General features: G+C 74.1%; 17 protein-coding genes. 7 read left to right on the forward strand and 10 right to left on the reverse strand.

The annotated features are described in order from the left end of the window. The first annotated feature begins 1,413 nt into the window (after positions 1-1,413). Positions 1,414-2,649, forward strand: coding sequence for an MFS transporter (locus B124_RS17415; protein WP_496503771.1), 1,236 nt, complete (start codon positions 1,414-1,416; stop codon positions 2,647-2,649). A gap of 173 nt (positions 2,650-2,822) precedes the next feature. On the opposite strand, the gene B124_RS17420 is transcribed toward B124_RS17415, so the two are convergent. Further along, positions 2,823-3,935, reverse strand: coding sequence for a pentapeptide repeat-containing protein (locus B124_RS17420; RefSeq protein WP_496503772.1), 1,113 nt, complete (start codon positions 3,933-3,935; stop codon positions 2,823-2,825). A 152-nt stretch (positions 3,936-4,087) separates the two neighbouring features. Then, positions 4,088-6,154 carry a heavy metal translocating P-type ATPase gene (locus tag B124_RS17425; protein WP_496503773.1) on the reverse strand — a complete coding sequence of 689 codons (2,067 nt, stop codon included), beginning with the start codon at positions 6,152-6,154 and terminating at the stop codon, positions 4,088-4,090. 103 nt (positions 6,155-6,257) lie between these two features. On the opposite strand from B124_RS17425, the gene B124_RS17430 reads away from it, so the two are divergent. The 3 genes from B124_RS17430 to B124_RS17440 all read left to right on the forward strand — a co-directional run bounded on the left by B124_RS17430 (position 6,258) and on the right by B124_RS17440 (position 8,358). After that, positions 6,258-6,677 (forward strand): ArsR/SmtB family transcription factor, encoded by a 420-nt coding sequence (locus tag B124_RS17430; protein WP_496503774.1) that lies wholly within the window; start codon positions 6,258-6,260, stop codon positions 6,675-6,677. Between the two features lie 183 nt (positions 6,678-6,860). Continuing rightward, positions 6,861-7,589: a DUF6153 family protein gene (locus tag B124_RS17435; protein WP_496503775.1), complete on the forward strand. Its 729-nt coding sequence runs from the start codon at positions 6,861-6,863 to the stop codon at positions 7,587-7,589. 136 nt (positions 7,590-7,725) lie between these two features. After that, positions 7,726-8,358 (forward strand): DUF305 domain-containing protein, encoded by a 633-nt coding sequence (locus B124_RS17440; RefSeq protein WP_496503776.1) that lies wholly within the window; start codon positions 7,726-7,728, stop codon positions 8,356-8,358. A 438-nt stretch (positions 8,359-8,796) separates the two neighbouring features. On the opposite strand, the gene B124_RS17445 is transcribed toward B124_RS17440, so the two are convergent. The 3 genes from B124_RS17445 to B124_RS17455 form a co-directional block, all read right to left on the reverse strand. Next, complete coding sequence (locus tag B124_RS17445) at positions 8,797-10,275, reverse strand: serine/threonine-protein kinase (RefSeq protein WP_496503777.1); 1,479 nt, start codon at positions 10,273-10,275, stop codon at positions 8,797-8,799. 155 nt (positions 10,276-10,430) lie between these two features. Beyond that, the gene (locus B124_RS17450; RefSeq protein WP_496503778.1) at positions 10,431-10,736 is read right to left on the reverse strand and encodes a hypothetical protein; all 306 of its coding nucleotides are present in this window, start codon (positions 10,734-10,736) and stop codon (positions 10,431-10,433) included. A gap of 109 nt (positions 10,737-10,845) precedes the next feature. Beyond that, positions 10,846-11,889: a DUF5685 family protein gene (locus B124_RS17455; protein WP_496503779.1), complete on the reverse strand. Its 1,044-nt coding sequence runs from the start codon at positions 11,887-11,889 to the stop codon at positions 10,846-10,848. A gap of 288 nt (positions 11,890-12,177) precedes the next feature. On the opposite strand from B124_RS17455, the gene B124_RS17460 reads away from it, so the two are divergent. Further along, complete coding sequence (locus B124_RS17460; protein WP_496503780.1) at positions 12,178-12,381, forward strand: cold-shock protein; 204 nt, start codon at positions 12,178-12,180, stop codon at positions 12,379-12,381. Between the two features lie 201 nt (positions 12,382-12,582). On the opposite strand, the gene B124_RS17465 is transcribed toward B124_RS17460, so the two are convergent. From B124_RS17465 to B124_RS17475, 3 genes are all read right to left on the reverse strand, one after another. Beyond that, positions 12,583-12,804, reverse strand: coding sequence for a hypothetical protein (locus tag B124_RS17465; RefSeq protein ID WP_496503781.1), 222 nt, complete (start codon positions 12,802-12,804; stop codon positions 12,583-12,585). A 256-nt stretch (positions 12,805-13,060) separates the two neighbouring features. Then, positions 13,061-14,164 carry a PP2C family protein-serine/threonine phosphatase gene (locus tag B124_RS17470; RefSeq protein WP_496503782.1) on the reverse strand — a complete coding sequence of 368 codons (1,104 nt, stop codon included), beginning with the start codon at positions 14,162-14,164 and terminating at the stop codon, positions 13,061-13,063. A gap of 218 nt (positions 14,165-14,382) precedes the next feature. Continuing rightward, positions 14,383-15,903: an MFS transporter gene (locus tag B124_RS17475; RefSeq protein WP_496503783.1), complete on the reverse strand. Its 1,521-nt coding sequence runs from the start codon at positions 15,901-15,903 to the stop codon at positions 14,383-14,385. Positions 15,904-16,018: 115 nt separating this feature from the next. On the opposite strand from B124_RS17475, the gene B124_RS17480 reads away from it, so the two are divergent. Together B124_RS17480 and B124_RS17485 are read left to right on the forward strand one after the other, a co-directional pair. Next, the gene (locus B124_RS17480; protein ID WP_496503784.1) at positions 16,019-16,630 is read left to right on the forward strand and encodes a TetR/AcrR family transcriptional regulator; all 612 of its coding nucleotides are present in this window, start codon (positions 16,019-16,021) and stop codon (positions 16,628-16,630) included. A 137-nt stretch (positions 16,631-16,767) separates the two neighbouring features. Then, entirely contained in the window at positions 16,768-18,369 is a 1,602-nt protein-coding gene (locus B124_RS17485; protein ID WP_496503785.1) for a peptide chain release factor 3, read from the forward strand. 103 nt (positions 18,370-18,472) lie between these two features. Here the strand turns inward: B124_RS17485 and B124_RS17490 are convergent, their stop codons facing one another. Together B124_RS17490 and B124_RS17495 are read right to left on the reverse strand one after the other, a co-directional pair. Then, positions 18,473-18,874 (reverse strand): MerR family transcriptional regulator, encoded by a 402-nt coding sequence (locus B124_RS17490; RefSeq protein ID WP_496503786.1) that lies wholly within the window; start codon positions 18,872-18,874, stop codon positions 18,473-18,475. Between the two features lie 186 nt (positions 18,875-19,060). Next, positions 19,061-19,423, reverse strand: a complete 363-nt coding sequence (locus B124_RS17495) for an ArsR/SmtB family transcription factor (RefSeq protein ID WP_496503787.1) — start codon at positions 19,421-19,423, stop codon at positions 19,061-19,063. Positions 19,424-19,425 lie beyond the last annotated feature (2 nt).

Genomic DNA, 19,425 nt, shown 5'->3' on the forward strand with positions numbered 1-19,425 from the left:
GCTACCGGTGTTCGCCTCCAGCCCACGTACGGACGCTGGCGCCGGCTCCATCCGCGGCGCGGGGTGGGCGGCCGGGCAGGGCGGCTCGCGGACGGGACCGGGCTACGGGGGTGGGGGCCCGGTCGGTTCGGGGGTGGGGTCGGGCTACGGGGGGCGGCGTCGGGGTTCTGCTGCTCGTAAGCGAGCCGTTCGACGTGGGTTTTGAGCATTGGTCCCCCCTCGGGCGCGGCCCGGGGACGGAGGGGTACCGGGCTCCGGCTTCGCCGGCGATGGCACGGAGCAGGCGGCGATCGGGCCCTCGTATCCCGCCCGGACCGCGGACCTACGCGCAGTCCCGGTGTGCTCGGGAGGCCGCCGGGTGCGTGTAGGTGGGCGAAAGTCGGCTCCGGTGGGCGATTTGCCCTGGTTCTGTGGGCGGGTTACCCGAGTTTGTCACGGCTAGGCGCATGCGGGGCGCCCCAGGGGGCAGGTGCGGCGCCGACCGGCCCGCGGGTGCGCGTCACGGGGCGAAAGTCGATCCCCGTGGGCGATTTGCCCGGGTCTGGCGGGCGGGTTGCCGCGAGTTTTGCCCCTCCGTCGGCGGCGGGCTCGGCGCTACGGGCAGAAAGCCGCCCTCCGCGGGCGGAACGGGCGCGATACAAGGGCGCATCGCCGCCTGCTCCGTGACATCACCGGCGAAGCAGGAGTGCGGCACTCCTGGGGAACGGAGCAGAACGGCCCTGGGGGGCCAATGCTCAAACCCCCGACGCCGCAGCCCTCCACGTACAACCCCCACCCCGACACCGCACCCACCCACCGTGCGGAGTCACCCGGCGACCGGGGTAACCCCCGTGGCGCAGGCCCTCGTTGGGCCGTATCGCCCCCAGCCCGGCCCACCCCGACACCGTGCCCGTCCACCGTGCGGGGTCACCCGGCGACCGGGGCAACCTTCGTGGTGCAGGCCCCCGTTGGGCCGTACCGCCCTGACCCCGGCCCGGCGCCTGTCCACCGTGCAGGTCACCCACCCACCGGGGCAAGCCCCGACGCCGCCCCCCCGTTGGACCGTACCGCCCGCCGGCCCCGCCCACCCGGCAGGCCGTGCGGAGAGACCGGTAACCCTCTGCTGCCCGCTGCCCGCTGCCCGCTGCCCGCTGCCCGCTGCCCGCTGCCCGCTGCCCGCTGCCCGCACCCCGCCCGGTCATCCGCCCGACTCCCGCTGCCCGTTGCCCGCCGCCCCGGTCACCCGCCCGACTCCCGCCGCCCCGGCTTCGCCCGTGTCGTGCGCTCGCCGCCTCGGAGCGGTCCGGCCGACCGCGGTGAGCCGAAGTCGCCCGACGGCATATTCCGTTGACCCCGGCCCGCCCCGGCGCAAGAGTGGTGCACCGGTCGGGATCGGCGGCGTACCTGGGGCGGTGTGCGGTGGCTGGTTCGGGGATGGCCCGAAAGCTGCGAGCCGGGGATCCCGCTGCCCCCACGCCGCTGTGGACGAGGGACTTCCGGCTCTTCTTCACCGCCCGCACCACCTCCCTCCTCGGCGACGCCATGCTCCCCGTCGCCATCACCGCCGCCGTGCTCGGTGCCGGTTACGGTGCGAGCGGCGTGGGCTACGCCCTGGCCGCGCTCGTCGCGCCGTTCGCAGCGCTGATCATCTTCGGCGGGGTGCTCTCCGACCGCTTCGGCGCCCGGCGGCTCATGGTCGTCTCGGACGCGACGCGGCTGGTCTTCCAGTCGGCGCTCGCGCTGCTGTTCTGGGCGGGTACGCCCCGGCTGTGGCAGATCCTCGTGCTGCTGGCCCTCGTCGGCGCGGGCAGTGCGCTCTTCCAGCCCGGCGTCGCCAGCGTCACGCCGCGCGTCGCCCGCGACGTACAGAAGGCGAACGCCACCCTGCGCGTCGCCGAGTCGGTCACCCTCGTGCTCGGCCCGTCGCTGGCGGGTCTGCTGCTGGCCGTCTCCTCGCCCGCCGTCGTCGTCGCCCTGGACGCGGTGACCTACGGGGTCAGCGGCGCCTGCCTGGGGGTGCTCCGCACGGTCCCCATGGGTCCCATGGAACGGGACGGCGCGCCGTCGTTCCGGGCCGATCTGGTCGAGGGCTGGCGGGAGTTCACGGCCAGGACGTGGCTGTGGAGCGTCATCGTCGTCTGGATGCTCTTGCAGCTCGCCAGCACGGGACCCACCACGACCCTCGGCAACAGCGTTCTCGTCACCGACTACGGCACCTCGACGTTCGGCCTGGTCATGTCCTCCGTCGGGGCGGGCAGCGTGCTGGGCGGGCTCGTCGCGATCCGGCTCCGCCCGCGGTATCCGCTGCGCGCCGGTGCGTTGGCCATGACCCTGTGGGCGCTCATGCCGCTAAGCGTCGCCCTCGGGCCCCCCGCGCCGCTCGTCGCCGTCTGCTACGGGATCAGCGGCATCGGCGCGGCGTTCTGGGGCGTGATGTTCCACACCAGCGTGCAGACGCACGTGCCGCAGGACGTCCTCGGCCGGGTGCACGCGTACGACGCGGCCGGCTCGCTGGTGATGAAGCCGGTCGGGCAGGCGGCGGCCGGGCCGCTGGCGGTGGTGGCGGGGACGGTGCCGCTGCTGTTCGTGTCCGCGGCGATGGCGATCGTCGTGTGTCTGTTGCTGCTGTCGATCCCGGCGGTACGGGACCTGCGGCGCGTGGAACGGTAGCGGTGCCGTCTCATTGATGTGGGTGCCACGCCGCGGACCTGGTCCGGGGCCGGTCCCGAGTACGGCGGGAGCGCGGCGCCGACGGGGGGCGTCTCGATGTGATCGGCGTCCATAGGGCGTAGGTCTCCTCGGGGGCGGCAACACCGCCCGGCTGGCGGAGTACGGTGCCTTCTTCAGCCGGGCTCCGTCCCCAACTCCGCGGCGAGCCTCGCTGGCAGCTTTGTTGACCCGCTCCAGCGCGCGACCCGCAACTGGGCGGCCGTCAGGTCCTCGGCGTTGGTGAGGTCCGTGCCGGTCAGGTTGGCGTCGGTGAGGTCTGCCGCGGTCAGGTCGGCGCGGGTCAGGTCCGCCCCGGTCAGGTTGGCCTTGGTGAGGTCCGCCCTCCACAGGCTGGCGCGGGTGAGTTCCGCCTCGGCCAGGTTGGCGTCCGTGACGTCCGCCTCGACCAGGTCGGCGCGGGTGAGGTCCGCCCCGAAGAGGTGGGCGTCGGTGAGGTCTGCTCCGGTCAGGTCGGCGTCGGTGAGGTCCGCCCCGACCGGGTAGGCGCGGGTGAGGTCCGCCCTGCGCAGGTTGGCGTCGGTGAGGTCTGCCCCGGCCAGGTAGGCGTCGGTGAGGTCCGCCCTGCGCAGGTCGGCGTCGGTGAGGTCTGCCCCGCCCAGGTAGGCGCCGGCGAGGTCCGCCCCGGCCAGGTTGGCACCGGCGAGGTGAAGGCCAGACAAGTCGAGGGTGTGTCGGGCATCCGTGTGCGTGCGGGACTCCGGCCTGGTCAGGGCCGTCAGCGCGTCCTGCACATCCGGTGCCGGCCGGGAGGGGCGTAGCACCTCCCCGCGATAGGCCGCCGGCACCGCGTCCGGGGCGCGCTCGCGTACGAAGTGACCCAGTACCTGCGCGGCGTGGGTGGCCTGCTCCGGGGCGTCCTGGACGATCTGCTCCAACGCCAGCACACCACCGATGCGTACGTAGATCTCCTCCGAGCCCAGCCGCTCCAACGCCTTGGTGAACCGGTCGGTGACCTGCCCGCGGCGGGTCAACCGGTAGTTGCGTACGGTGTAGACCAGCGCGATTCCGGCGCCAACCGCCGCCGCACACGCGACCAATGCCGTGCGCAGCCCGGTGACCAGCGCGGCACCGCCCGCCCCCGTCTCCCTGCCCATGAGGTCGTCGACATTGCCGTCGAGGTGGTACGGGCCCTCCACCACCAGCCAGGCAGGCCGGCCAGCAGCGTCACCCCGGCCACCACCGCCAACACCCACGAACCCGCCCGTCGCCACTTGCGCCACCGCCACGCCCGGGTCCGCCGCTCCTCAAGAGCCCTCGGGCGCTGACGGGACGGCCTCGATCGGGCCCGCTGCCATGCGCGGCGGGACCGCAGCCGGTCGAGAAGACTCCTCATACCCCTCTACATGTGATTGGCGGCCGAACGGTTGCCGGCGCTGGTTCACCGGTGGCCCCGGGCCGCGCGGTGCCACGCGCCAGTGCGCAGCAGCCGCAGGCCGTTGAGGCCGACGAGCACCGTGGAGCCCTCGTGGCCGGCGACGCCCAGCGGCAGCGGCAGGTGTCCGGCCAGGTCCCAGACCACCAGGCCGGCGATGAACACGCCGGCGATGACGAGGTTCTGGACCACCAGGCGGCGGGCCCGGCGGGAGAGCGCGACGACGGCGGGGACGGCGGCGAGTTCGTCGCGTACGACGACGGCGTCGGCGGTCTCCAGCGCCAGGTCCGAGCCCGCCCGGCCCATGGCGACGCCGGTGTCCGCGGTGGCCAGGGCGGGGGCGTCGTTGACGCCGTCGCCGACCAGCAGCACCCGGTGGCCGCGGGCCTGGAGCCGGCGGACGGCCTCGGCCTTGTCCTGCGGCAGCAGGCCCGCGTGGACGTCGTCGCCGGCGATGCCCACCTCGGCCGCCAGCCGGCCGGCGGCGCGCGGGTTGTCGCCGGTGAGCAGGAGCGGGGGTGCGCCGGTGAGCGCGGCGAGGGCGGCGACGGTGCCGGGGGCGTCGGGCCGGGTGCGGTCGGCGATGCCGAGGACGCCGACCGGGGTGCCGTCGCGGGAGACGACGACGGCGGTACGGCCTGCGTTCTCCAGCTCGTCGACCACCTGGGCAGCGGTTGCCGCGTCAGGCGCGGAGTCCGTTGCGGAGCCGGGGTCGGGGGCGGAGTCGCGGTCGGAGTTCGCGTACGAGCCGGACAGCGGGACCGGTGCCGGCTCGGTGTGGCGCAGCATCGCCGGGCTGCTCACCTCGACCAGCGCCCCGTCCACGGTGGCGCTCACCCCCCGCCCCGGGGCGGCGGCGAAGTCCCGTACCGCCGGGACCGTCAGGCCGCGGCTGCGGGCGGCGGCCACCACGGCCCGGCCGAGGGGGTGTTCCGCGGGGTGCTCGGCCGCCGCGGCGAGGGCGAGCAGGCCGTCGCCGGTCAGCCCGGCGCCGTCGAGCGGCCGGACGTCGGTGACCTGCGGGCCGCCTTCGGTGAGGGTGCCGGTCTTGTCCAGTGCCACCTGGTCGGCCCGGCCCAACTGCTCCATGACGACGGCTGACTTGACCAGCACGCCGTGCCGGCCGGCGTTGGCGATGGCGGACAGCAGCGGCGGCATCGTGGCCAGCACCACCGCGCACGGCGATGCCACGATCATGAACGTCATCGCCCGCAGGAGGGTGGACTGGAGCTCCGCGCCCAAGAGCAGCGGTACGGCGAACAGCGCCACGGTGGCGGCCACCATGCCGATCGAGTAGCGCTGTTCGATCCTCTCGACGAAGAGCTGGGTGGGCGCCTTGGTCTGCGACGCCTCCTCGACCATGGCGACGATCCGGGCGATCACCGAGTCCGCCGGGTCGCGCCCGACCCGTACGGTGAGCGCGCCGGTGCCGTTCAGGGTGCCGGCGAACACCTCGTCACCGGCCTGTTTGGGCACCGGCAGCGGTTCGCCGGTGATGGTGGCCTGGTCGGCTTCGCTCGCCCCGTCGAGCACGCGGCCGTCGGCCCCGATGCGGGCGCCGGGCCGGACGAGGATCACGTCGCCCACCCGCAACCGGTCCGCGGGTACGTCCTCTTCGGTGCCGTCGGCCGCGAGGCGGGTGGCGGTGGCGGGGGCGAGGTCGAGGAGGCCGCGTACGGAGTCGGCGGTGCGGGCGGTGGCGATCGCTTCCAGCGCGCCGGAGGTGGCGAAGATGACGATCAGCAGGCCGCCGTCCAGCACCTGCCCGATGGCCGCGGCCCCCAGGGCGGCGACGACCATGAGCAGGTCCACGTCCAGGGTCTTGTCCTTCAGCGCCCGCAGCCCCGCCCACCCGGGCTCCCAGCCGCCGGTGACGTACGTCAGCGCGTACAGCGGACCCCACGTCCACGCGGGCGCGCCGAGGAGGTGGAGCGGCAGCGCGAGCAGGAACAGGGCGAGCGCCGCCGCCGCCCAGCGGGCTTCGGGCACGGCGAGGACCCGGGTGCTGCGGGCGGCGGCGGTGCGCGCGGGGGCCGTCGCCGGGGCCGCCGGCTGCGCGAGGGTGTGCGACATCGCGGCGTGATCTCCCTGCGGGTGCGGAGCTGCCTGACCTGACCGGCTCACCATACAGGAATGCATGAAGAGGTATTCATGTATGGGTGAGTACGATGGCGGGATGGGTCACGGAGCCGTCATCCCCGGCGCGAGCGACGGCGGGCGCGTACGTCTTGACGCCGCCACCGCGCAGAAGGTGGCCGCCACCCTCCAGGCCCTGGCCACCCCCTCCCGGCTGCTGATCCTCGCCAGGCTGCGCGAGGGCCCGCTGCCGGTCTCGGAACTGGCCGCCGAGGTCGGCATGGAGCAGTCGGCCTGCTCCCACCAACTGCGGCTGCTGCGCAACCTCGGGCTGGTCACCGGCACGCGCCACGGGCGCTCGATCGTCTACGCGCTCTACGACGACCACGTCGCCGAACTGCTCGACCAGGCGCTCCACCACACCGAGCACCTGCGCCTGGGGCTCACGGACACGGGTACGGGCGCGGGGGCGGGACGCGACGACCGGCGCGACGGGGAGTCGGCGGCGGCACGGGGGTGACCGGGCGCTCTGCCGGCGCGGGGCGGGGCCTGCGGGCGCCGTGTCTGTACTGGTCCGGGTCTGTGCGGGGCCTGTGTGCGTGGGGCGTGGCTGCGTGGGGGCGGTGCCCGTGGACGCTGTGCCCGGGTTCGGGGTTTGCGGACCCGTGGGTGGGTTGTCGGTGGTGGTGCGTACGCTGGCGGCATGACCGGCAGCATCCGCATCAGACCGGACAACCGCCCCGCCGGGCGGCTGTTCGTGCTGCTGGTGCTCGCGGTGCTGGCGGGCGTGCTGGGCATGCACGCGCTGAGCCCCGGCGGCCCGCAGGCCGCGGAGCGGCCTGGGGGTACGCAGCCGGGCCACGGCACGATGGCCGCAATGCCGGACCGGGTCCCCGCGGCGGTGCAGACATCCGCGCCGGGGCAGGTTTCCGCGACGGAGCGGGGCCCCGTGACGGCGCCGGCCTCCGTGGCCGAATCGGCCCCCGCGGTGGTGTCGGCAACCGCGTCGGAGCAGGTCCCCGCCGCGCACGTACCCGCGGCGGCGCAGCCTTCCGCGGCGCAGCCCTCCGTGACACCGGGCCCGGCCGCGCAGCGCTCGGCGGCGTGGCCGTCGGCCCCCGCCCCGTCGGCCCCCGCCCCGGCGACCCTGATGCAGCACGCGCCCGCGGCGCACCCGCCCGACGAGCGGGCGCCCGTGGTCATGCCGGCGGGGGAGGCGTGTGCGCACACCGACGGCGGCGCCGGGCACCTCGCCCACGCGGACCGTACGTGCGCCGCCGCCGGCCTCGCCTCCGCGTACGAGCCGCCCGCCCTGGCCGACGCCCTGCCCGGCGTCCCCGCAGCCGCCGGGGCGCCGATATCCCGCCCGGCGGCGGCCGTGCCGGACCGGGCGCCGCCCGATCTCGCCGAACTGCAACTCCTGCGGATATAGAGCCGCCCGCACGGCACCCCGTACGACCTCGTACGCCCGTCTCCGGACCGGGTGCCGCGCCGGCGCTTTGTCCTCGCACCACACCCACACGTTTCCGCGCGCCGAGAACCGGCGTGCGCGAAGGAGTTGCACAGCCATGATCCGTTCACGTTCACGTTCCCTGTTCCGCCGCGGTGCCGCGGTGGCGACTGCCGGCGCGGTCGCCCTCCTCCTCGCCGCCTGCGGCGGCAGCGACGACGACAACGCGGGAGACTCCGGCAGGAACGGCGCCTCCGCGCCCGCCTCCGCCGCCTCCCGGGAGGACCACAACGCCGCCGACGTCACCTTCGCCAAGGGGATGATCCCCCACCACCGCCAGGCCGTGGAGATGGCCGGTCTGGCGCCCGGCCGGGCCGCGTCCGACGAGGTGAAGAAGCTCGCCGCGGACATCAAGAAGGCCCAGGACCCGGAGATCGAAACGCTCTCCGGCTGGCTCACCTCCTGGGACGAAGAGGTCCCTGCCGAGGGGGAGATGGACCACTCCATGCACGGCTCCACCGGCGGCATGATGTCGGCCGAGGACATGGCGGAGCTGGAGAAGGCGTCGGGCGCCGCGTTCGACACCGCCTTCATGGAGATGATGACCGAGCACCACGAGGGCGCCGTCGCCATGGCCGAGACCGAGCAGGCGGACGGTTCGTACGGGCCGGCGAAGAAGATGGCCGGGCAGATCATCAGCTCCCAGCAGGCCGAGATCGACGCGATGAAGTCGCTGCTCGACAAGGGCTGACGGCGGTTGGCGCGCGGGGCGGGCGCGAGCACCCGGCGCCCGCCCTGCGCGTACGGCAGCGCCCGCCGCCGCGCCAGGCCACCCGCCTGAGGCGGGCCACCCGGTCGCGGCGCGGGCCGTCACGGGCCGCTTCCCGGGCCGTCCTTGCGGCGGCGGGCGAACGCGGGCGTGGCGAAGCCGATGCTCGCGGCGGCCAGGTTCAGCACCCGCCGACCACGGGGGCGATCACGAGTTGTTGCAGCATCACTGACTCCCGTCTGGGTCCGGACCGGACGGGAGAATCGTGCGAGTGCGGTGGGGTGTGGCGGGGACGACGGCTGTGACAGCACACCCGGCACGGCCGACGGCACGCCTGCCACCTGCGCTTTTCCGGGCGAAGTACGGTACGCGGAGCGCACGTTCGGCGCACGGTTCGGCCCAACCGGTTGTACCGGCTGGCTAGACGCCGTGGTGGTTCTGCGGCCCGGCGGAGACCGCGGCCCTGCGGGCGGCTGCGGCGAGCCAAGGCTCGATGGAGCCGTCGTTGGTGAGGTCGGCGCGGTAGGCCAGCGCCACCCTCAGGTAGCGGTTTTCTCTCCAGCTGTACCGATATCGGATGCTGCGGTGGACCTTGTCGGGACAGGGGACGAGGCCGCCCCCGTCGCGGGCGCTCCAGATGGTGAGGCGCCACACCCCTCCCCCGTCGCCCAGGTACCCGTGCGCGCCCGCGGCCGTCGCCGCGTCGGGGAACGCGAAGACCTGGACGGAGACGTAGACGGGGTTCTCGGGCGTGGCGTGGGGACCGGGCTGCTCCGCGTAGACGCCGACGGCCACTTCGGTACAGTCACGGCGCGTGAGTTCCCCGACCAGGTCGCTGGGGCCTGCTTCACTGGAGAGGCGGGTGCCCTCGGCGATCCGGGCGAACTCGATGTCCATGTCGTTGGTGAACCGCAGCGGCAGCAGGGCGTCCGCGGTGAACGGCGTCTCGTCGGTGGAGGCGCGGTCCCAGGAGTCGGGAGAGGGCGGCTGCGGCGCGCGCTGCGTGTCGTCCAGCAGGCGGGTGCGCGGGGGCGGGGGCATCGTTGCGGTGGGGGCTTCCGCTGCCGCGCACGACGCCAGGAGTGCCTGAAGCTGCTGCTGGACCTGCTGCGCCGACTGGGGGCGCCGGTCGGGATCGCGCTCCAGTAGTCCGGCGACGAGCGCGGTCACCTCCGGCGGCAGGCCGGGGCGGAACGCGTCGAGGGGCGGGGCGTCCTCGTCGAGCTTGCGCCGCACGACCGCGATGCTGTTGTGCCCGGTGAAGGGCGGCCGGCCGGCGAGCATGGCGAAGAGCATCCCGCCGAGTGCGTAGAGGTCGGAGCGTTCGTCGCCGCGTTCCGTGAGGAACTGCTCCGGTGCGCCGAACTCCGGCGTTCCGGCCGGAGCCAGTTGGGAGGAGCGCGCCACGGTGAACGCGGCCTGGACGAACCCGGCGATCCCGAAGTCGATGACCTTCACCAGCCCGTCGCCGGTGAGGATGACGTTGTGGGGCTTGATGTCGTAGTGGATGACCCGGGCCCGGTGGGCGGCCTCCAGCGCGGCGCAGATGCCGCTGGCGACGGCCACGGCACGCGTCAGGGGGAAAGGACTCTCAGCCTGGAGATGCGCCGTGAGCGTCTGGCCGTGCACCTTCTCCATGACCAGGAACAACACGTCGTCGTGGACGCCCCGGTCGTACAGGGCGGCGACGTTGGGGTGGACGATCTGGGCAGCGGCGACCGCCTCGCGCTCGAACCGCCGGGGCAGGTCGGCCTGGGCAATCCCGTCGAGATCCAGCAGCTTGAGCGCGATCTCACGGTGGAGCACGCGGTCCCGCGCGGCCCACACCTCGCCCATGCCACCCCGGCCCAGACGGCCGATCAGCTCGTAACGGTCCGCGATCAGCCTTCCCCGCTCCACGTCCGCCCCCTGCTTGTCCTTGACATGGCAGAAGGCAGCATACGAGACGCCTCCACACCCGCGAAGACGGCGGGTGCGGCGGGCCGCCACACCGTCTCGGACTCCACCTCGCCGGCATCTTCATCTGGTCCGCACGGTGATCCGAACGAGAGTGGCTAGGGCCGGGGCAGCCTGGACAGGGCGTCGGCGACGGTCTCGTCGATATCGGGCACGGTTGCGCCGTCGGCGCCGCCGCCGAGGGCCCGTACCAGCGCCGTCAACTGCTTGTCGTCGACGGGCAGCCGCAGGCCGCGCAGCATGTCGTTGACGTAGGACGGGGATTCGAGGTTCGTGGCCGCCGCGAGGTCGCGGCGGCTCTTCTGCCCGTTGCCGGCGTGGACCCGGTCGAGGAACTCGAGCAGCTTGCGATGTGCCCCGGACTCCGGCCACTTGCTGCGATCGATCGGTTCCCCTCTGCCCACGCGACGTGTCTACACCATCCCGGCAATACGGAACCACCGAACCGGCCTGTTGTGCTGCCGCCGTGACGGCGCTGCCGCCGTGACGGCGCCGGCTGCGCGGTACGCGCCGTCAGAGGCCGCAGTCGCAGCATTCGCAACATTCGCAGCAGCTACAGCAGCCGCCGTCGCAACCGCCGCAGCCGCCGCAGTCGCAGCCGCCCTTCTCCTTGTGCTCCTCCTCCTTCCCGCCCTCCGCGCCCTGCCCCAGCGGCGTGAAGCCGGCGGGCGGCGGGCCGAACTCGCCGCCCGCGTGGGCGGAGGTCCGGCGCACCGCGCGCTCCAACTCGTCGACCAGCAGCACGCGGACCAGCCGGTCGTCGGTGAACTCCGCGTCCGCCAGGGCGAGTGCGACGCCCCGCGTGGCGTCGTCGCACAACTGCCGTACGCGGGCGGGCGGCGTGGCCGTCGCCGTGATCGGGTTCCATGCGCCGGTACGGCGGTCGTCCGCCGCGTCCTGTACGGCGTCCAGCAGGTGCGCGACGCGGCCGAAGAGCCGGCCGGCCTCGGCCAGCGCCGCGGCGTTCCGGGGCCGGCCCGCCAACTGCGCGGTGTGGGCGAACGCCGCCGCCGTCGCCAGCTCCGTGGGCTCGGTCACCGCCAGCACCGACGTGCCGGGGCCGGCCAGCGCCTCCACCTCCCGCTGCCGCTCCACCGCCGCGACGAGCACCCCGGTGTCGAACCCCAGCCCGGCGCCGCCCCGCGCCCCGGCCGCCTCCCAGCCCCCGGCCACGCGCCGCGCCGGCGCGGCCAGCACCGGCCGCGCCAGCGCCCCGTCGCCGTCGGCGACGTGGTCGCGTATCTTCGCCGACGCCAGCAGCAGCGACACCACCGCCGCCAGCCGCGCCCCGTCCCCGTACGCCACCTCCGCCCGCCGCATCCGGCGCAGCGGGCACGGCCCGGCGGTGCGCCAGCCGCCGCCGTTCCGGCTCTCGGCGGGGGCGGCCTGCGCGTCGTACAGCACCGATATCAGCAGCCCGTCGTGGTTGGTGGCCGCCCGTGCGACCTGCCCGCCCTGGCCGCGCAGCGCCAGGCACAGCCCGCACAGGTGCCCCAGCCACTCCTTGGCGAGCCCCTTCGGCAGCCGGCACCGGCACGGCCGGATGATTCCGAACACGCGTGTTCCCCTCCCTGTATCCCTGCGCCCCCTGTCCAGGGGTAGACGAGCCCCGGCCGCAGACGGTTCGGCGGCGGGGCTCCCCGGCGCGCCGTGGCGATTCGGCGTGCTGTGTTAGGCTGAGAACGTTGCAGTTGTGGTTCCCATGTGGTTTGTGTGCGCCTCCGGCTTTGACCTCGGGCGCATTTTTTGTTTTTCGGTGCTTGCTCCGGATCGGGAATTCATCGCGGCGACGCGGGATGGTGCGCACGCATCATCCCCATATGCCCCCCAGAAGGAGACAAAGACATGACCCAGGGAACCGTGAAGTGGTTCAACAGCGAAAAGGGCTTCGGCTTCATCGCCCAGGACGGCGGCGGCCCCGACGTTTTCGCCCACCACTCCAACATCGACGCGCAGGGCTTCCGCGAGCTGGCCGAGGGCCAGAAGGTGCAGTTCGACCTCGTCCAGGGCCAGAAGGGCCCGCAGGCGGAGAACATCCGCGCTCTCTGATGCGCGCCATCTGATGCGCGCTCTCTGATCCGCGTCCCAGGACGCGGCAGACACCGCCGGGCAGGGGCCGTGCCGTAAGGCGCGGCCCCTTGCTCTGCGTCCTGCGGTGTGCCGCGGGCCCGGAGCGCCCCGGAACCCCCCGGGTGTCCGCGCCGTCGTTTCGCTCTGCCCGCTCGCTTTCGTCCCGTGTACGGGACGGCGTCAGAGTTTTTCCATGTGGTCGTAGGGGGCGGTGACCCGGACCTGGCGGGGGCCGAAGTCGACGAGCATCGCGACGCCTTCCTCGGCGGAGAGGATCGTGCCCAGGCCGTACCGGTCGTGTGTGACCCGGTCGCCCGGTGTGAAGGTCTTGGCCGCGGGGGCGGCGGGTGCGTTGAAGGGGCTGGTGGGGAGGTGGCGCCGGGGCGCGGATGCTTTTTTCATGGGACGCCCAGTATGGGCCGCCGGGGCGGCCGGCGCGCCGTTCGTACGCGATCGAAACCGATCCCTCAGCCTTCCGCACCGAACCGCACTGAACCGCACTGAACCGCACTGAACCGCACCGCGCCGGGGACTTGCGTACGGGGCGGACTAAAACACCTGTGCGACGGGGCGGTGCTGACGGCACGGCACGGGCGCCTGACCGGCAGGCCGGCGGAAGCCGGCGTCGAGTGCCGCTACCCGCTCGCCCCGGCGCGGCTCAGGGGGCGGATGGGGGAGTAGCCGGGGGGCTGTCCTTGCGGTAGCGCAGGAGGAGCATGGCGGCGTCGTCCTGGAGGGGGCCGCGTACGTGGTCGACCAGGTCCTGGCGGACGGCGGCCAGGGCGGTGTCGGCGTCGGTGTCCGCCAGCAGCCCGGCGCACTGGGCGAGGGGGTAGAAGGCGCCGTGCCCGTCGCGGGCTTCGGTGACGCCGTCGGTGTAGAAGAGGAGCTGGTCGCCGGGGCTGAAGGGGTGCACGTGCGGCTCCGGCGGTGCGGTGCCGTGCATGCCGAGGCCGAGGGGCAGGGCCCGCGCGGGCGGTTCGAGCAGGTGCGGGTCCCCGCCGGCCGGTACCGCCAGCGGTGCGGGGTGGCCGTAGTTGAGCAGGGTCACGGCCTGCTCGTCGCCGACCTCCGCCATGATCGCGGTGACGAACTTCTCGGACGGCAACTGGCGGTCCAGCGCCCGCTCCACCCGCTCGCCGACCGACCGGAGGTCCGGTTCGTCGTACGCCGCCTCGCGGAACGCGCCGAGCACCACCGCCGCGGTCTCCACCGCCTCGAGCCCCTTGCCCTGCACGTCGCCGACGATCACCCGCACGCCCACCGGCGACGTGACGACCTCGTACAGGTCGCCGCCGATCCTGGCGTCGGCGACCGCGGAGGTGTAGGAGAGCGCGATCCGCAGCTTCCCGGCGGCCAGCGGCACCGGCCGCAGCAGCACGCGCTGCGCGGTCTCGGCGATCGAGCGCACGCTGGCCAGCTCCGCCTCCCTGGCCTGCCGCATCCGTACGGCGAGCAGTCCGGCGGCGGTGACCCCGACCACCGAGAACATCGCGGTGTACCCGCGGCGGTCGCCGAGCAGCCCGTTGTACTCGCCGAGCACCGCGCAGAGCAGCAGCGCCAGCGCGCCGATCAGCACGGTGCGCCGCCACCCGCCCACCAGACCGGCGAACGCGGGGCCCAGGGACATCAGCGGCAGGTAGCCGACCTCCGGTCCTGCCGACGTGTCCACCGCCGCGACGACGGCCATGACGGCGAAGGGCAGCACGGACAGCACGCCGTGGAAGAGCGACGCCGGCCAGGGGTGCTGCGGTTTCTTCACGGTCCCCCTCTCCCGTGAGGACTCGCCCGGCACCCCACGACGAACGTCACGGCCACCGTAGGCACACCGGCGCCACCGGCTCGACACCGCCGCCACCGCCGTTATCGATCCGCAGTGATCTCCTTCCCGGAACGTCATGCGGCCGGCGGGGTGCTGGAGGGGAGTAACGGGTAGGGGGCCACCTGGGACTATGCCGTACGCGCGGCACGGGCGCGCCGTCACCGGTCGGGGCTCGTCCCGATCCCGCGCCCGCGACGGCGACCGCTGCTGCGACCGCTCCGGGCCGGGGCCGGGTCGTCGCGTCCGGCGGGCAGGGCGACGGCGAGGGCGGTGGCCGCCGCCAGCAGCGCGGCCATGGTCAGGAACGCGCGTGAGTACGACGCGGCGAGCGCGGCCGGGTCGTGGGCGGCGGGGGCCGCGACGACGACGAGGAGGGAGAGGCCGAGTCCGCTGCCGACCTGTTTGACGGTGTTCATCACGCCGGAGGCGGCGCCGGCGTCGGAGCGCGCGATGCCGGAGACGACGGTGGTGGTGACCGGGGTGATGAACAGCGCGCTGCCCAGCGTCATCACGACCGCGGGGGCGAAGACGCCCGACCAGTAGGTGCTTGCCTCGGTGGCGCGGCTCTGCCACAGGAAGCCGGCCGCCGCGATGAGGGCGCCGCCGGCGGCGAGGGGTCGGGCACCTATGTGCCGCATCGCCCACGGCGTCAGCCGTACGCCGAGGAGCACGCCGAGCACGGTGTGGGGCAGGAAGCCGAGGCCGGTTTCGAGTGGCCCGTAGCCGAGGACGTTCTGCATGAAGAGCGACAGGAAGTACCACATCGGCGCCAGGGAGGCGCCGGCGAGCAGCATCAGGACGTTGCCGAGCCAGATCGCGCGGGCGCGGAACAGCCGCAGCGGCAGCAGCGGCGTGCGGCCGGCGGCCGGCCGCGACTGGAGGGCGGTGAAGCCGGCCAGCGCGCCGAGCCCCGCGGCCAGCGGCAGGGCGGTGCGCGGACTGCTCCAGCCGTACGCCTCGGAGCGGGCGATGCCGTACGCGAGCGCCAGCAGGCCGGCGGTGGCGAGCACCGCGCCGGGGAGGTCGAGCCGCCGCCGCTCGTGCGTCCCGGGCTCGTGCGTCCCGGGCTCGTGCGTCCCGGGCTCGTGCGTCCCGGACTCGTGCGTCCCGGACTCGTGCGTCCCGGTCCCGTGCGTCCCGGGTTCGGTCAGCAGCCGCGCCGTGGCCGCGAGAGCGACGGCGCCGATCGGCACGTTGATCAGCAGGATCCACCGCCAGGACAGCGCCTCGGTGAGCAGCCCGCCGACGAGGTTGCCCGCGGTGCCGCCCGCCGAGCCGGCCGCCGTCCAGCCGGCCACCGCCCGGGTGCGCCCCGCGCCTTCGGGGAACGCGGTGGTCAGCACGGTGAGCGTCGCCGGGGCGAGCACCGCGGCGCCGAGCCCCTGCGCCGCGCGGGCGGCGACGAGCATCCCGGGGCCGGTGGCGAGGCCCCCGACGAGGCTCGCGGCGGTGAACGTCCCGAGCCCGAGGAGGAACACGCGCCGGTGCCCGTAGACGTCGGCGAGCCTGCCGCCCAGCAGCAGGAAGCCGGCGAAGACCAGCGCGTAGCCGTTCACGACCCACGGCAGCCCGGCGGCGTCGAAGCCGAGGTCGGCCCCGATCGAGGGCAGCGCGACGTTCACGACCGAGACGTCGAGCACGACCATGAGCTGGGCCAGGCAGCACAGCGCCAGCACCATCGCGGTTCTCTCCGTTCCGGCAAATCAATGAAGAGGCATTGCTTTGCTTTGAACGTAGCCCGCTAGACTCGGCAGCGTCAATCCAGTGCAATCACATCGGAAAGAGGGGTCGGTCATGAGCCCGCGCACCCGCGGCCTCGGCGCCCGGCACGACGAGCGCCGCCGCGAGATCGCCGACGCCGTGCTCGCGATCGTCGCCGACCGGGGCCTGGCCGCCGTGTCGCTGAACGCGACCGCCGCTCGGGCCGGCGTTTCCCCCGGCCGGGTCCAGCACTACTTCCCCGCCAAGCACGACCTGATCGACGCCGCCTTCGACCGCGGCAACGCCCTCAGCTCGGCGCGCATCCGGGCCAGGGCCGGGGCGGACCTGAGGGCCGCAGAGCCGCGTACGGTGCTGACCGCCGTGCTCACCGAGCTGATCCCCTACGACGCCACCACCCGGGCCCACCTGCGCGTACGCCAGTCCTTCAACGCCCTCGCGCTCGCGGACACCGCCATCGCCGAGCGGGTGCGGCAGCTCTACGCCCGCCTCCACGGCGACCTCGCCGCCGCCCTGCGCCGCGACCGGGACGCCGGCCGCGTACGCCCCGGCCTCGACCCCGCCCGCGAGGCCGTCGCCCTCACCGCGACGACCGAGGGCCTGGCCTACTACGTCCTCATCGGCGCCTGCGACGCCGACCGGGCCCGCGACCTCGTACTCACCGCCATCGACGCCGTCTACGCCTGACGGCCACCCGCTCCGCGATTGGGTGCCAACCCTGACGTCAGGGTAGGTTTGCGGTCGGCCGGTTCCCGGGCGGTGCCGGAAGCGGCGGCGAAAGTGGCGAGAGCGGTGGGGAAAGCGGGGGCGAAGGTGGGGCTGCGGTGACCCAGGGATCCGGGGCGGCGGCCGAAGAGGCGGCGCGTCGGCGTACGTTCGCGGTGATCAGCCACCCGGACGCGGGCAAGTCGACGCTCACCGAGGCGCTGGCGCTGCACGCGCACGCGATCACCGAGGCGGGCGCCGTCCACGGGAAGGCCGGGCGCCGCGGGGTGGCCTCCGACTGGATGGAGCTGGAGAAGGCCCGCGGCATCTCCGTCACCTCCGCGGTGCTGCAGTTCGCCCACCGCGGCCACGTGCTCAACCTCCTCGACACCCCCGGCCACGCGGACTTCTCCGAGGACACCTACCGGGTGCTGGCCGCGGTGGACTGCGCGGTGATGCTCATCGACGCGGCCAAGGGCCTTGAGGAGCAGACCCGCAAGCTGTTCGACGTCTGCCGGCACCGCGGCATCCCCGTGATCACCTTCGTCAACAAGTGGGACCGGCCCGGCCGGGAGGCGCTGGAGCTGCTGGACGAGATCGAGCGCGAGTTCCGCCTCAAGCCCACGCCGGTGACCTGGCCGGTGGGCGCCGCCGGCCGGTTGCGCGGGCTGATCGACGTACGCGACGGCACGCACATGCTGCGCTACGCCAAGGTCCCCGGCGGCGCCAAGGAGGCCGTCGAAGAACGGGTGCCCGCCGACCAGGCCGCCGTCGCGGAGGGCGGGGACTACGCGCAGGCGGCGGAGGAGATCGAGCTGCTGACCGCCGACGGCGCGGTCTTCGACCGGGATTCGTTCCTGTCCGGGAAGTCCACGCCGGTGTTCTTCGGCGCCGCGCTGTCCAACATCGGCGTACGGCTGCTGCTGGACGCCGTCGTCGACCTGGCGCCGGCGCCCGGGGCGCGCGAGCTGGCCGGGGGCGGCAGCCGCCCGGTGGACGCGCCGTTCTCCGGGCTGGTGTTCAAGGTGCAGGCGAACATGGACCGTTCGCACCGCGACCGCATCGCCTTCGTACGGGTCTGCTCCGGTGTCTTCACCCGCGGCATGACCGTCACCCGCGCCGCGTCCGGCCGGCCGTTCGCCACCAAGTACGCCCACAGCGTCTTCGGCCAGGACCGCTCCTCCGTCGACCTCGCCTACCCCGGCGACGTCGTCGGCCTGGTGAACGCCGCCTCTCTGCGGGTCGGCGACACCCTCTGCACCGGGCCGAAGGCAGAGTTCCCGCCCATGCCCACCTTCGCCCCCGAGCACTTCGCCGTCGCCCGCCCGGTCGACATCGGCCGCTCCAAGCAGTTCCGCCGCGGTATCGCCCAACTCGACGAGGAGGGTGTGGTGCAGGTGCTGGTCTCGGACCTGCGCGGGGACCAGGCGCCGGTGCTCGCGGCCGTGGGGCCGATGCAGTTCGACGTCGTCGTGCACCGGATGGCGGGCGAGTTCTCCGCGGCGGTCACGCTGGAGCCGCTTCCCTACCACCTGGCCCGCGCCACCGACGCCGCCGGCGCGGAGGCCCTCAACCGCTCCAGGGTCGTCCGCGGCGAGGCCCTGACCAGGTCGCGCGACGGCAGCGTGCTGGCGCTGTTCCCCGACCGCTGGCAGGCCAACTCCTTCCTCCGGGAACGGCCGGGTGCCCGTCTGGACCACCTCGTCGCCGCCCACGAGTAGCGGGGGAGACGCCCGTACGGCCGGGAACGGCACCCTGTACGACCGGGAACTCCACTCGTACGACCGGGAACACCTCCCCGTACGCCAGGAAAGGACGCCGCCGTCAGCCCGTCTCGCCGAGCCTGCCGCGCAGCGTGGCGGCGAACTCCTCGGCCATCTCCAGCCGGGCGCGCAACGTCTCGCAGCGTGCCTCGGCGACCTTGCGGTAGGAGTCCAGCCGCTCGGTCAGCCGGGCGTGCTCCTCATCGGCCGGCGGCTCGTCGGCGGCGCCGAGCCGGTCGGTGACCTGCAACAGGTCCCGCATCTCCGCCAGCGAGAAGTCCAGCGGCTTCATCCGCCTGATGAGCTTCAGCCGCGCGACGTCCTCCTCGGTGTACAGGCGGAAGCCGCCCTTGCTGCGGGCGGACGGGACGACGAGGCCGACCTCCTCGTAGTGGCGGATCGTGCGCAGCGACAAGCCCGTGCGCTCGGCGGCCTCGCCGATCTGCATCCGCCCCTTGGCCATCGCCACGTACTCCCGTCGTCTCTACGCATCAGCCGGCCCGAGGCTACGCGAACCCGCACCCTGCGGTGAGCAGGATCACAGGAACCCGCCCGGGATCCGCCCGGGGCCACGGAGCCGCGAACGATCTCTCCCCTTACGTCAGGGCAGAGTCATCCCGGGAGGGTGCGCACCGGCCGGTGACGGCACTCATCCGCCGCCGCCCGGGTCGGCGAGGCCGACGTTGCCGCCGACGTCGTCGCCGCCGGCGGCGCCGAGGACGGCGTCCAGCAGGCCGGGGAAGCGGGCGTCGAGGTCGTGGCGGCGCAGCTCGACGAAGCAGCGGGTGCCCTCCTGCCGGGTGCGGGTGATGCCCGCGTCGCGCAGCACGCGCAGGTGGTGGCTGAGGGTGGACTTGGCGACCGGGGCGCGCAGTTCGCCCCAGCCGCGTTCGCGGCCGTCGGAGAGTACGCGCACCAGCCCGACGCGGATCGGGTCGCTGAACGCCGCCGCCACCGCGATGAAAGTGATCTCGTCCGGCTCGGGATGCCGTGCCTGCTTCATGACGGTCATGC

The organism is Streptomyces sp. CNP082, from assembly GCF_059570535.1.